This is a genomic window from Pseudomonas sp. H1_D04 (genome assembly GCF_054683855.1).
This window is the reverse complement of sequence record NZ_CP162826.1, coordinates 165,010-176,779: the sequence shown is the minus strand read 5'-3', so window position 1 is coordinate 176,779 and position 11,770 is coordinate 165,010. Positions and strand designations below refer to the sequence as shown.

The following is an 11,770-nucleotide window of genomic DNA, read 5'->3' as shown; positions in this document are numbered from 1 at the left end:
TCACTTCAATAGCTCCCGGCATACAGGTTTGTCGTGGGGCACGCCCAGCAGTTCGCAGACGGTGCCGCACAGGTCGGTCTGTTTCGGCGTGGCGTTGGCATCCAGGCTGAAGGCATCGCCGAGGACGAACAGCGGCACTTCACGTTCTTCCGGCAGCAGGCCGTTGTGGGAGCGGTCGTTGTTCATGCCGTGGTCGGCGGTCACCAGCACTTGGTAGCCTGCGTCGAGCCAGCCTTGCAGGTAGTCAGCCAGGATGATGTCGGCCGAGCGTGCGCTGTTGCGGTATTGCGCGCTGTCGAGGCCGTGCTTGTGGCCGGCGTCGTCGATGTTCATCGGGTGCACCAGCAGAAAGTCCGGCGCGTGCTTGAGTCGCAGGCTTTCGGCGTCGGCGAACAGGTGGGAATCGGGGTAATGGTCATTCCAGTAGAAATGTCCGTGCTGGATCGCCAGCGTCGTGTCGTCGGTATGGCGATCACGAGCGGCGAGAAAGGGCGTGCGGTTATACAACTCGCTGACCCAATGGTAAGCCGCAGCCGCAGTGCTAAGACCTGCGTCGGTGGCGTAATGGAAAATGCTGCGCTGGTTGGACAGGCGCGCGACCTGGTTGTGCACGATACCGCTCTGGACCGGTGGCACGCCGGTGAGGATGCATTCATAGAGCGGGCGGGACAGCGAGGGCAGTTCACATTCCAGCTTGTAGAGGGCTGCGCGTCCTGCGCCGACATAGGCCTGCAAGTGCCCCATGGCGTGTCGGGCAACCTCGAAGTTCAGGCCGTCGAGCACGACAAGGATGACAGTGTGCTTCATGGGGGAGAGCGCTCCGCAACGATTGACTTGGCTCAATTCCTCTGGAGGAACGGGGTCAGAAATGTGGGAGGGGGCTTGCCCCCGATAGCGGTGTGTCATGCAACGGATTTGTTAGCTGATCCACCGTCATCGGGGGCAAGCCCCTCCCACATTGGATCTCCACTGGAGCTCCAATGTGGGATAAAACCCTTACTTCATCTCTACGATGACTTGCTCATTCCACAGCTGCGGCAGCTTCTTGGAAGTCGCTTCCCAGGCATCGGCATCCTTGATCGGTTGCGGGTTGGCCTTGGTGTACTGCTCGCCCGGAATCAGGTTCTTGGCGATTTCAGCCGGCAGTTTCAGGTCGGTTTCCGCACGGATCGGACGCGCATTGCCCTTGGCCAGGTTGAGTTGGCCGGCATCGCTGAAGATGTACTCGCGGGTCAGCTTGGCGGCGTTCGGGTGCTTGGCGTATTTATTGATGATGGTGGTGTAGCCGGATTTCACCGAGCCGTCCGAGGGGATCAGCACCACGTAGTCATCCGGGTTGGCCATCTTGGCTTTGTAGCTCAGGCCGTTGAAGTCCCAGACGATGCCTACTTCGACTTCACCTTTTTCCATGGTGGCGATGGTCGGGTTGGACAGGCCGAGCCGGCCTTGCTGGGCGATCTTGGTGAAGAACTGCAGGCCTGGCGCGATGTTCTTTTCATCGCCTTTGTTGGCGATGGCCGCCGCCAGCACGGCGTTGGAGGCCTGGGCTGCGGTGCTCACGTCACCCACCGAGACTTTGTATTTGCCGGTTTGCAGGTCGGCCCAACTGGTGGGGACTTCGGAACCGTGCAACAGCTTCTTGTTGACGATAAACGCGATGGTGCCGGTGTAGGCGAGGGCCCAGTGACCGTCTTTGTCTTTCGCCCAGTCCGGCACCGAAGCCCAGGTGGACGGTTTGTACGGCTGGGTGACTTCCTGCTTCACCGCAATCGGACCGAACGCTGCGCCAACGTCGCCGATGTCGGCGCTGGCGTTGTCTTTCTCGGCCTTGAACTTGGCGATCTCCTGGGCCGAGCTCATGTCGGTGTCGATGTGCTTGAGGCCGTAGGTCTTGGCCAGGTCTTCCCAGGTGCCTTTCCAGTTGGCCCAGTCATCGGGCATGCCGACGCTGTTGACGGCGCCTTCCGCTTTCGCGGCGGCTTCCAAGGTTTTTAGATCGGTATCAGCGGCCATGGCGGCGGTGCACATGGCAATGGTCGAGCCTAACAGTGATGCCAGGAAAAGCTGTTTCATCCGAAGCTCCTTTGGGCGTTTTCAACGCTGCGTTTTTATGAACGTTTGCGGTGGTGTTGGTCTAGGTCAGAGCAATACCTGAGCCAATTTAGGCTCGATGGATGACAGTTTCATGTCGTTGTCGTTTTTAACGCGCCGATGTCGCTCGGCACAGGCTGAGCGTAGACCATGCCCAAGTGCCCGTAGGCTCTGGACTTGGCCGGTGTATTGCAAGAGGTGCGGCATGCACTTGAGGCGGGCTGTCATCTGTCGGTCATCTGCAATGCCTACGCTTGCACGCAGTCGCAAGGGCCCGATTGCGGAGCTTTTATGCACCTGAACGGTGCTGGTCTAGTCCAGATAGGTAACGTTGATGCGTGATGAGGCAATCAAGGCGGTGACATCCATCGGCCTGGCGCTGCAAGAGCAGATCGACCATGGACTTTTGCCGCCTGCAAGCAAACTGCCCGCCGAGCGCAAGCTCAGCGAGTTGTTCGGTACCACCCGAATTACCGTGCGGGAAGCCTTGTTACAACTTGAGGCCCAAGGGCAGATTTATCGCGAGGAACGCCGGGGTTGGTTCGTGTCGCCGCCACGATTGGCCTACAACCTGATGCAGCGCAGCCACTTTCACGCGATGGTCAACGACCAGGGCCGCGTGGCGTCCACCGAAGTGATTTCGGCGCGCCTGCAACCTGCATCGGCGGCGGTGTGTGCATGGCTGCAACTGCCGGCATTGTCCAGCGTGATCCAGATCTGCAGAAGCCGGCGGATCGATGGGCGACTGGTGTTGTATGTGGAGCACTACCTGAACCCGCAATATTTCCCCGGGATTCTTGAGTGCGACCTGAATCAGTCGATGACCGAGTTGTACGTGCGCAAATACGACTTGCACTACGGACGGGTGCGCTTCGAGATTGTGCCGACGTCACTGCCGGTGGAAGCCGCCGCCGCATTGCGCGTGTCGGTGGGCAGCCCGGGTTTGCGGATTGCTCGGGTTAATTATGACCAGCACCAGCGCTTGATCGACTGCGACCTGGAGTTCTGGCGGCATGATGCGATTCATGTGGGCGTGGATGTGGTTTAACCACCGCTCTCCCGGCGCTGAGCTTGCTTCTGTAGTGAGCAGGCTTGCCCTGCGCTGGGCTGCAAAGCAGCCCTAAAACAGGATGCTGGTCACCTCCATATCAGTGACTGAGCGTCTTGATCACCTGATCCACATTGGTTTCCAACTCCGTCACCGGGTCTGCACCGTCGACATTCAGCACCAGCAATGTCGAGCCGCCTGCCGTGATGGCGGCTTTCACCGCATCACTCGGCTGGCGATGGTGCAGCACCACGGCCACATCGTTGTCCTTCAATTCGGTACTGAGTGTGTGCAACGCCTCAGGTGTCCACTCGGCATCCGGTCGCGCATCGGTGCTGATCAGTTCCAGGTTCAGGCTGCTGACCAAATACCCAAAGTGATCGCTCAAACTGACCACACTCAGGTTGTCCGCCTTGGCCAGCCGGGCTTCGCTGTCGGCGGTGAGCTTGAGCAGGCGTTGCTTGAGTGCAGCCAGATTGGCGTCGATTTTCACCTTGGCGCCCGGTGCCAGGCGGCTCAGGTCGGTGGACAAGACATCGGCCATGCGCCCCAGGTTATTGCTCGATTGCCATGGTTGGCTGTTCAAACCGTCAGCGACGCCCGGTTGCACGGCGATCCCTGGCAACCCGCCGTCCACGGGGCGTGCGGCATCGACTTCGACAATGCGGATGTTGCTGCGCCGTGCCACGGGGTACAGCGGGTCATCTGCCCACAGCGAGCGCAGGCCGATGGCGGCGTCGGCGTCCTGGGCTAGCGCGCTCAGTGCGGAGGCGCCACGGCCGGTGAAGTACGACACCTGGCGCGAGCCCGGCAGGTTGGCCGGGGCTGCGCGCTCAAGCTGCACGTCGGTGCCTTTGAGCAGCACCTCGGCCAGGCCATAAGTGATTGGCAGCGACGCCAGCACCTTGACCGGTTTGGCGGCGTGGGCAGCCGGTTTTACTGCCTCGGCGGCGATCAGCGGCGGAGTGATTAAACAGGCGATGGCCAAGGCGAGAGGCTGAAGAACAGAGCGCATTATCCAAAGTTCCCTTTGAGGCTGGGCACGGTGCCGCGCGCGATGGCGGCAAAAGCGAAAGCGATACCGGCCATCAGGATGATCGCGGCACCGGAAGGAATCGGCAGGTCGAAGATGATCGGCAGCAGGATCCCGCACAGGGTACTGACGGTGGCGATCACCACCGAGACCCAGAAGAAACCTTTGAGCGACTGGCTCAACAGGCGCGCCGCCGCCGCTGGAATCACCAGCAGGGCGCCGACCAGAATCGCGCCGATGACCTTGACTGCCGCGACGGTGATCAGCGTCACCAGAATTACGAACAGATAATCGAGGGTCTTCACCGCCACTCCGCGCACTGCCGCCAGTTGCGGGTTGAAACTGGCGAGCATGATGCGGTTGTACAGCGGCAGCGCCAGAGCCATCACCAGCGAGCCGACAATCGCGAGCACCAGCAGATCGTTACCGTTGACCGTCAACACCGAACCAAACAGCACGTTCTCCAGAATGTGCACGTTGATTTTGCCCGCCAGGATCAGCAGCAGGCTTGCGCCCAGCGCCAGGGACACCGACAGGAACACGCCGATTAAAGTGTCCGGCGCCAGGCCGGTGCGGTTACGCAGGTAATTGAGCAGGATGCCAAACAGCAGGCAGTAACCGAACAGACTGCCGTAGGGGCCGGTGTAGGGTTCGCCGAGCAAAATGCCCACGGCGACGCCGGTCAGCGCAGCATGGCCGACGGCTTCGGAGAAAAACGCGAAGCGCTTGACCACTACCAGCGTGCCCAAGCCCCCGAGCACTGGGCCGATCAGCAAACCGGCGAGCAGGGCATTGACTACAAAACCGTAGGCCAGTGCCTCCGGCAGGTAACCGGCAGAGGCCCAGCCCTGGACCATCAGGCGAAACGCTTCATAACTCATTGCGCCGGGCTCCGAGGGTGGGTGGAGAACAGGGTCAGCAGGCGATCCGGGGTGAGCGCCTCCTGTGGTGTGGCGTCGAACAGCACGCGGCGGTTAAGGCCGGTAACTCGGTCGGCCAGACGGCCTACGGCTTCGAGGTCGTGCTCGATCCACAGCACGGTCATGCCGGCGAGGCGCCAGTCACTGAGCAGGCGTTCGAACACCTGGATGCCCGCTTCATCGAGGGCCGACATCGGTTCATCCAGCACCAGCAATTGCGGCGCAGGGATCAAGCCCTGGGCCAGCAGCACGCGTTGGCGTTCACCTCCGGACAGTGCACCCATGCGCCGCTTGCGTTTGTCCTGCATGCCGACCCGTTCCAGAGCCTCGCCAATCGCCGCGGCGTAATGCTTGGACAAGCCCAGAAACGCCGGGCGCCGCTGGCACATGGCGGCCATGAAATCGTCCACGGTCATCGGCAAACCCCGGTCGAATTCCAGCGCTTGGGGCACATAGCCGATTGTGCCCGGCGTGGTCGGCCACTGCAGGCTCAAGCGACCCTGATGCGGCGTTTGTCCCAGCAGGGTCTTGATCAGCGAGCTCTTGCCGCCGCCGTTGGGGCCGACCAGCGCGTGGATGCTGCCCGGCTGCACCTGGAAACTCACGCTGTCGAGGATCACGGTGCGGCCCAGGGTCAGGGACACCGTGTCGAAGTCGAGTGTCGGGCCGACGCTGGCGACCTTCAGGGATTGTGCCACCGTCATGCGCCCGACTCCTGAATCGCCCGGACCACCGTGTTGAGGTTGCCGGTCATTTCCACTTCGTACTTTTCAGCGCTGTATTCGCCGTAGGAAATATGCGACAGCGGGTACAGCTTGACCCCGGATTCACGCTGGATGGTGTCGACGTAGGTGGAGGGGAAATCCATCTCCGAGAAGATCACCTTCACGTCCAGGGCGCGCAGTTCGTCGATGGTCTTCTTCAACTGGCTGGGACTGGGCTCAATGCCGTGGGCGGGCTCGACCACGGCGGTGACTTCCAGGCCGAATTCACGCAGCAGGTAGTCGTAGGCCGCATGCACAGTGGCGACGCGCAGGTCCGGGTTAGGCGCGCTGGTCAACTTGGCGAGGGCGTCGGCGCGCATCTGGCGCAGGCGTTTGCCATAGGCACGCGCGTTCTGGGTGTAGGTCTTGGCGTTGTCCGGGTCGAGCTTGCCCAGTTCACGGGCGATGTTGTTGACCTGGGCAATCGATGCACTGATCGACAGGAAGGTGTGCGGGTTGACCACCTTGCCCGCACCGCGCGCGGCATTGCCGGTGGCGGCCAGCAACGGCACGTTGGCGTTGGCTTCGATCACCGGGATGTCCGGGCGCTCGCTGGTGGCGATCATACGGTCGGCGAAGTCGTCGTGGCCGACGCCATTGAGCACGATCACGTCCAGGGTGCCGATGCGCTTGATGTCTTCGGCGCGCGGCTCGTAGGCGTGTGGGTTGAAACCGGCTGGAATCAGCGGCACCACGTCGGCCTTGTCGCCGACGATATTGGCCACGTAGCTGTAATAAGGGTGCAGGGTGATGCCGATACGCAGGCGTTTAGCCGCTTCGGCGTTGGCCAGCGGGGCGAGTATCAGGCTGAGCAGGCTGACCAGCACCATGCGCAACAGGGGAGATGAAATAGACATGGGCAATCGGTCTTCTCGTTCAGTGACGGTGCTGGCGGGTAACGCCGGCATCGAATTGCGCGACCACTTGCTGCCAGCCGGCCGCGATCAGCGCCTGGTCAGTGAGGTCGGAGGGGGCGGCCAGGTCTTTGCGGCGGTTGAGCCAGATATCCGGCTCGGTGCCTTTTACGCGCATCAGCAGTGAACCGCTGGTGGTCGGCGCCTGGCTCAACCCGAAGTAGGCCGCAGGCGCCAGTAACTGCCAGCGGTGATCGCCACGGCTGACCGAACTCGCATCCTGGGCGAACGGCGCGAAGCCTTCTTCGGCCAATTGCCCAGGCGTCGGCAGGGCGCTTTGCTCTTGCTGCAGCAAGTGGATTTCATCCAGGGTCACCCGCAAGTCGGCGTAGATGCCTTGCTCGGCGGCGCTCAGGTCGCGGCGGGCGTCCAACTGGTGGCTGGGCACGGCGGCCACTTCCTGGGATTCGCCGTGCAGCGCCACCACCGTGCCGGCGACCGCGAGGATGATCAGGCACAGCAGCAAGACGTAGAGGGTTTCGTGGCCAGCGCCCGCGGGACGTACAACGTGTGTCGTACTCATTGGGACTGGATATCCGCTTGGTCGATTTCAACGACGTGGCCAGGGCCGGCGTCAAACAGCACGTAGAACTCGGCGGATGGCTTCTTGAAGGTCAGGGTCGAATCCTGGCCGAGCTTGCCGGGCACCAGGATGGTTTCGTCGTAGCCGATCACATCCAGGGTCACGCCGGGCGCCCCGCTGCCGTCGGAGAAGCCGCCCTTGCACTGGATCTGCTCGCCGGGGATTTCCTTGCATTCGCACATAGGGTTGTGGGCCAGGGCCACGGTACTTAAACCCGCGCACAGCAACAGCGCGGCGCGGGACAGGTGCTTGATCATCATGGTTTGACTCCTTGCTTGTTCAGCCAGGCAATGGTGGCAGGCGAGGCCTGGCTCAGCGGGATGGAACCCTGGTGCATCGTGCCGTCCCAGCCTTCCATGGTGACCCACAGTTCGGCGTCGGCAGGTGTGCGTTCAGGGACGGGCAGGGCGGCGCCCATGCGGTACGGTGTGCCAAAGAAGATCACCCCGGCCGCGCGCAGGCTGCGTGGCTTGCCGATGCGCAGGTAAGTAGCCTTGACCTGGTCGGCACAGGTGTCGCACAGGGCGGCGTTGAAGAACTTCATCGGGCCGGCCGGGTCCGGGCTTGGGCCCTCATTGCGGAACTCGGCGAGGGTCAGGCTCCAGGGGCCAACCTGTATTTCTCCGGCCACCCGCTCGCCGATACCCGCGTCACCGCGAAACAGTGCTGCATCGGCAAAATACTTGGGCATGAAGCCCAGGGGCACCAGCAGTAGCAGAACATTGATATGGAATCGCCATTTCAGCCAGAAAGCCCGCAGGGGAGTCGGCGGTGTCGCTGCGACCTTGCTCATCAGTGGCTCTCCGAAGTTTCAGCCTGCAAGGCCGGGGTGGAAACAGGCTTGCGCTGGGTCTTGGCCTCGCGCTTGAGGGCATTGAGGGTGGCCAAGGCGGTGCGCTTGGTCCATATCAGCAAGCCGCTCAAGACCATCATGCTCAGCACCAGGCCGAAGAACGCCCAGATCAGCTTGATCCACAGTCCGCCAAAATCGCCGGTGTGCAGCGGGCGCATGGATTCGGTGACGAACTCAAGTGCGGTGCGGTCGGACAGGAGGTGCGAGACAGCGATTTCGCCGCTATAGGGGTTGAGTTGGGCGGTTTGGTACATCAGTGGGTACCAGCCGCGGCCGCCGATTTGCAGGTGGCTGTAGGCGTTGAAGGGCATGCGCACGAAGCTCGCTTCCAGGCCAGGGATGCGCTGGGTCGCAATGGTGATGGCTTCATCCAGGGGAATCATCGGTGCCGGCACACCTGCTGCCGAGGACGGTACTTTTTCACGGGCGATCACCGGGACGATGGGCTCGCTGGAAATTGAAATCTGGTTGTCCCCCAGGATCGCCTGGATCAGGAACCAGGTGCCGGTGATGGAAATGACTGCGATAAACCAGATAGACCAGATACCGCTCAGGCGGTGGAAGTCACCCCAGAAGATTCGCGCACCGTGGCGAAACCGCAGGGTTGGTTTGAAAAAACCTTTCCAGAAGCGCTTGTAGACCACCAGCCCGGTAACCAGCGAGGCCAGCAGCGGCAGACCAAGCAACGACACCAGGTACCAGCCCCAGCTGTAGCCATTGGTGAACGGCACCAGCCACCAGCCGTGCAGCGCACGGGTGAACTGACGGAAATTGAACGACGGGCTGATGCCCTGGATCGCGCCGGTGTAAGGGTTGACGTAGACCTCAAGCGAGCGCCCGTCGGGGTAGCTGAGGTCGACACTCAGGGCGAAGTGCGACTCATCTGGGCGGCTGAGCGATTGGACAATCACCTCGGGCTCGGCACGCTTGATGGCGCTGATCACTTGGTCGTAGCTCAACAGTTCAGCGTCATCCGACGGTTTGCTCGCGCGGATATCCGGGTTGGCCAGCCAGACGATTTCCTGGCTGACCACCGCCAGGGTGCCGGTGACGCAGACGATCAGTACAAAGAACCAGATGGGCAACGCCAGCCAGCTATGTACGAGAAACCAGAGTTTGGAGCGTGACTTCTTCGACATGTAAATGAGGGTCTTGATCGGAGGGGGGCGAGGGAGGCCCGGAAAAGGCCAGTCGTAGCTTTTGCTGACGCGACAGGCTGTATCTAAATAAGACGGATGAGAATGAGAAATCCCTAACCCGGATATGAAAGAAAATGTTTCAGATTCACATTCGGTGGTTTTTTACCCGTTTATCGAACACGAAACATGTTCCGAGCTATCACCGAGCAGGCGTTGATCGGGCCGGCGCGCTGCGTAGGATGGGCTTGGCCGTTGAACGGCCCGCCCAAAATGACTGCCAGAACCCTTTACGACAAACACGCGTGGGTGCCGCCGAAGGCTTTTTTGTAGCGCTCGATGCCCTCGGTGGCATTGTCGATGCGCAGGTCCGGCCTTTCACGATAGGCCACGCCAATCAAGGGCTCCGGCGGTTACGACGAGAAAGCTCAACTGGGCTCGAGCAATTGCGCACCAGGCCCGCGCTCACCCAGCAGGTCATCCTGATTGCGCAGCGGGCATGCTTCCAACGACAAGCATCCGCAGCCGATGCAGCCGTTGAGCTTGTCGCGCAGCAGCATCATTTTGTTGATGCGCTCGTCCAGGTCTTCGCGCCACAGTGCCGACAAACGTTCCCAGTCTTTGGCTGTCGGGGTGCGGCCATTTGGCAGCGTCTGTAATGCCTCGCCAATCGTCGCCAGGGGAATCCCCAAGCGCTGGGCGATCTTAATCACCACCACGCGGCGTAATACATCCCGCGGATAGCGCCGCTGATTGCCCGCGTTGCGATTGCTCTGAATCAGCCCCTTGGTTTCGTAGAAGTGCAGGGCCGTGACGGCCACGCCGCTACGGGCGGCCAGTTGGCCGACGGTGAGTTCCTTGGTAATCATGAAAACTCCGATTAAGCGCTTGACCTTGACTTAACTGGAGGTTTTACCCTGCGTGGCATCGAATCGCAAGATTCTGCCTACAGTGGAAGGGGAGTATTCATGCAGGTATCAGAGAAGAATCTCGGCTTCACTCAGCTGATCGAGTTCCATATCGAGCCTCAGCAGCAAGTTGCCCTGGTGGCGGCCTTGTCCACCCAAAGCGAGCGTTTGGCCCAGGGCCATGACGGATTTCTCAGTGCGAGCGTGCAGGTCAGCGATGACGGCCGGCGGGTGCTTAATTACCTGCGATGGACGTCCCGAGCGCACGGTGAGGCAGCGTTCAAGCGTTTTGAGCAGGGTGAGGAAGACTTCTGGACACTGATTCGCGCCCATCAGGCCACGGCGGTGACCTTTGGTTCGTTCCAGGTGCTGCGCAGTTTTGAGCGCAGCCATGACAATGCGTTGCACTGCCGTCTATATGGATAAATGCAGCATCCGTTCACCTTGCACGTTCTCCCCCGGCCGACGCTTATTCACCGCCAATTCGCCAATCTTGATCAGGCGTGTGCGCGTGACGTTACGGCTCAGGCCCAGCAGGTTGGCGGTGTGCACCTGATTGTAATGGCTGAAACGGTAAGCGGCCCGAAGCAGGGCGTCTTCGACCTTTTCATGCAGGGCGCCAGCCTGTTCTTCAAAGAGCTTTTGGAAGGCGCGCTCCAACAAGGCTTCGGCGCTGTTGTCGGTGCCGTGCTGACTGTCGTCCTGGCGCTCAATGCGCATGTTCGACAGGCGTAAATCATCCCGTTCGATCACGCCGTTACGGCAGATCAGCAGGGTGTGGTGGATGACGTTTTCCAGTTCGCGGATATTGCCCGGCCAGCTGTAGCTCTTGAGTTTTTGTTCGGCTTCGCGACTGATCGTGATCGGGCCGTAGCCCAGGCGTCGGCTGTAAGCCTCGATAAAGTGCCGGGTCAACGGCAGGATATCGCCGGGGCGCTCGCGCAGCGGGCTGAGTTCCAGGCTCACCACGTCGAGTCGGTAGTAGAGGTCTTCGCGGAAATGCCCGGCGTTGATGGCTTTTTCCAACTGCACGTTGGTTGCAGCCAGTACGCGCACATCAATCGGAATGCTCTTGCGCGAACCTAAGCGTACGACTTCGCGCTCCTGTAGGACGCGCAGCAATTTGACTTGGATGGCCATCGGTAAATCGCCGATCTCATCAAGGAACAACGTGCCGCCATCGGCTTCTTCGAACCAGCCAGCCTTGGCGCTGAGGGCGCCGGTAAAGGCGCCTTTTTCATGGCCGAACAGTTCGGCCTCCACCAGGGATTCAGAGAAGGCGCCGCAGTTCACTGCAACGAACGGGCGGTTGCGCCGCGCGCTGAGGTTATGAATGTGGCGCGCCACCAGCTCTTTACCGGTCCCGGTTTCGCCGATGATCAGCACGCTGGCTTCGCTGGGCGCCACTTGCTGGATATGGTCGAGCAGCGCCTGGGATTTCGGGTCTTCGAAGACCTGGGCCGTGGCGCGAATCGAGGTCGCAAGGGCGGGCGAGGGCGGTAGGGTTAGAAGCTGCATGG

General features: G+C 61.2%; 14 protein-coding genes. 2 read left to right on the top strand and 12 right to left on the bottom strand.

What is annotated here, in order from left to right; all coding sequences use genetic code 11:
* Both AB4N82_RS00830 and AB4N82_RS00825 read right to left on the bottom strand, forming a co-directional pair.
* Positions 1-807, bottom strand: a complete 807-nt coding sequence (locus AB4N82_RS00830) for an alkaline phosphatase family protein (protein WP_122764334.1) — start codon at positions 805-807, stop codon at positions 1-3.
* A gap of 189 nt (positions 808-996) precedes the next feature.
* Positions 997-2,073, bottom strand: a complete 1,077-nt coding sequence (locus tag AB4N82_RS00825) for an ABC transporter substrate-binding protein (protein WP_032886007.1) — start codon at positions 2,071-2,073, stop codon at positions 997-999.
* A 352-nt stretch (positions 2,074-2,425) separates the two neighbouring features.
* Between AB4N82_RS00825 and AB4N82_RS00820 the strand changes: the two genes are divergently transcribed.
* On the top strand, positions 2,426-3,139 hold the full coding sequence (locus AB4N82_RS00820) for a UTRA domain-containing protein (protein ID WP_032886008.1): 714 nt from the start codon (positions 2,426-2,428) through the stop codon (positions 3,137-3,139).
* A 100-nt stretch (positions 3,140-3,239) separates the two neighbouring features.
* Here AB4N82_RS00820 and AB4N82_RS00815 read toward each other — a convergent pair whose 3' ends face one another.
* The 9 genes from AB4N82_RS00815 to soxR all read right to left on the bottom strand — a co-directional run bounded on the left by AB4N82_RS00815 (position 3,240) and on the right by soxR (position 10,211).
* Positions 3,240-4,154 carry a metal ABC transporter solute-binding protein, Zn/Mn family gene (locus AB4N82_RS00815; RefSeq protein ID WP_122764333.1) on the bottom strand — a complete coding sequence of 305 codons (915 nt, stop codon included), beginning with the start codon at positions 4,152-4,154 and terminating at the stop codon, positions 3,240-3,242.
* Positions 4,154-5,053, bottom strand: coding sequence for a metal ABC transporter permease (locus AB4N82_RS00810; protein WP_032886010.1), 900 nt, complete (start codon positions 5,051-5,053; stop codon positions 4,154-4,156). The genes AB4N82_RS00815 and AB4N82_RS00810 overlap by 1 nt, the downstream gene beginning before the upstream one ends.
* Complete coding sequence (locus AB4N82_RS00805; RefSeq protein ID WP_122764332.1) at positions 5,050-5,796, bottom strand: metal ABC transporter ATP-binding protein; 747 nt, start codon at positions 5,794-5,796, stop codon at positions 5,050-5,052. The genes AB4N82_RS00810 and AB4N82_RS00805 overlap by 4 nt, the downstream gene beginning before the upstream one ends.
* Entirely contained in the window at positions 5,793-6,713 is a 921-nt protein-coding gene (locus AB4N82_RS00800; protein WP_460104158.1) for a metal ABC transporter substrate-binding protein, read from the bottom strand. The genes AB4N82_RS00805 and AB4N82_RS00800 overlap by 4 nt, the downstream gene beginning before the upstream one ends.
* A 19-nt stretch (positions 6,714-6,732) precedes the next feature.
* Positions 6,733-7,293, bottom strand: coding sequence for a DUF6162 family protein (locus tag AB4N82_RS00795; protein WP_122755844.1), 561 nt, complete (start codon positions 7,291-7,293; stop codon positions 6,733-6,735).
* Positions 7,290-7,613, bottom strand: coding sequence for a hypothetical protein (locus tag AB4N82_RS00790; protein ID WP_032886016.1), 324 nt, complete (start codon positions 7,611-7,613; stop codon positions 7,290-7,292). Before AB4N82_RS00790 ends, AB4N82_RS00795 begins: the two co-directional genes overlap by 4 nt.
* Positions 7,610-8,146, bottom strand: coding sequence for a hypothetical protein (locus tag AB4N82_RS00785; protein ID WP_032886017.1), 537 nt, complete (start codon positions 8,144-8,146; stop codon positions 7,610-7,612). The genes AB4N82_RS00790 and AB4N82_RS00785 overlap by 4 nt, the downstream gene beginning before the upstream one ends.
* On the bottom strand, positions 8,146-9,345 hold the full coding sequence (locus tag AB4N82_RS00780; RefSeq protein ID WP_099603147.1) for a PepSY-associated TM helix domain-containing protein: 1,200 nt from the start codon (positions 9,343-9,345) through the stop codon (positions 8,146-8,148). Before AB4N82_RS00780 ends, AB4N82_RS00785 begins: the two co-directional genes overlap by 1 nt.
* A 425-nt stretch (positions 9,346-9,770) precedes the next feature.
* Positions 9,771-10,211 (bottom strand): redox-sensitive transcriptional activator SoxR, encoded by a 441-nt coding sequence (gene soxR / locus AB4N82_RS00775; protein WP_032886019.1) that lies wholly within the window; start codon positions 10,209-10,211, stop codon positions 9,771-9,773.
* Positions 10,212-10,310: 99 nt separating this feature from the next.
* Between soxR and AB4N82_RS00770 the strand changes: the two genes are divergently transcribed.
* Positions 10,311-10,676, top strand: coding sequence for an antibiotic biosynthesis monooxygenase (locus AB4N82_RS00770; protein ID WP_122764330.1), 366 nt, complete (start codon positions 10,311-10,313; stop codon positions 10,674-10,676).
* Here the strand turns inward: AB4N82_RS00770 and AB4N82_RS00765 are convergent.
* Entirely contained in the window at positions 10,665-11,768 is a 1,104-nt protein-coding gene (locus AB4N82_RS00765; protein WP_032886021.1) for a sigma-54 interaction domain-containing protein, read from the bottom strand. The two genes, AB4N82_RS00770 and AB4N82_RS00765, sit on opposite strands and share 12 nt — an antisense overlap.
* Positions 11,769-11,770: the final 2 nt, after the last annotated feature.

Excerpts from the sequence above, each read along its gene's own strand:
- soxR (WP_032886019.1), bottom strand. The coding sequence starts at position 10,211 with ATGATTACCAAGGAACTCACCGTCGGCCAACTGGCCGCCCGTAGCGGC.
- AB4N82_RS00820 (WP_032886008.1), top strand. The coding sequence starts at position 2,426 with ATGCGTGATGAGGCAATCAAGGCGGTGACATCCATCGGCCTGGCGCTG.
- AB4N82_RS00790 (WP_032886016.1), bottom strand. The coding sequence starts at position 7,613 with ATGATGATCAAGCACCTGTCCCGCGCCGCGCTGTTGCTGTGCGCGGGT.
- AB4N82_RS00765 (WP_032886021.1), bottom strand. The coding sequence starts at position 11,768 with ATGCAGCTTCTAACCCTACCGCCCTCGCCCGCCCTTGCGACCTCGATT.
- AB4N82_RS00780 (WP_099603147.1), bottom strand. The coding sequence starts at position 9,345 with ATGTCGAAGAAGTCACGCTCCAAACTCTGGTTTCTCGTACATAGCTGG.
- AB4N82_RS00795 (WP_122755844.1), bottom strand. The coding sequence starts at position 7,293 with ATGAGTACGACACACGTTGTACGTCCCGCGGGCGCTGGCCACGAAACC.
- AB4N82_RS00830 (WP_122764334.1), bottom strand. The coding sequence starts at position 807 with ATGAAGCACACTGTCATCCTTGTCGTGCTCGACGGCCTGAACTTCGAG.
- AB4N82_RS00815 (WP_122764333.1), bottom strand. The coding sequence starts at position 4,154 with ATGCGCTCTGTTCTTCAGCCTCTCGCCTTGGCCATCGCCTGTTTAATC.
- AB4N82_RS00810 (WP_032886010.1), bottom strand. The coding sequence starts at position 5,053 with ATGAGTTATGAAGCGTTTCGCCTGATGGTCCAGGGCTGGGCCTCTGCC.
- AB4N82_RS00825 (WP_032886007.1), bottom strand. The coding sequence starts at position 2,073 with ATGAAACAGCTTTTCCTGGCATCACTGTTAGGCTCGACCATTGCCATG.
- AB4N82_RS00805 (WP_122764332.1), bottom strand. The coding sequence starts at position 5,796 with ATGACGGTGGCACAATCCCTGAAGGTCGCCAGCGTCGGCCCGACACTC.
- AB4N82_RS00770 (WP_122764330.1), top strand. The coding sequence starts at position 10,311 with ATGCAGGTATCAGAGAAGAATCTCGGCTTCACTCAGCTGATCGAGTTC.
- AB4N82_RS00800 (WP_460104158.1), bottom strand. The coding sequence starts at position 6,713 with ATGTCTATTTCATCTCCCCTGTTGCGCATGGTGCTGGTCAGCCTGCTC.
- AB4N82_RS00785 (WP_032886017.1), bottom strand. The coding sequence starts at position 8,146 with ATGAGCAAGGTCGCAGCGACACCGCCGACTCCCCTGCGGGCTTTCTGG.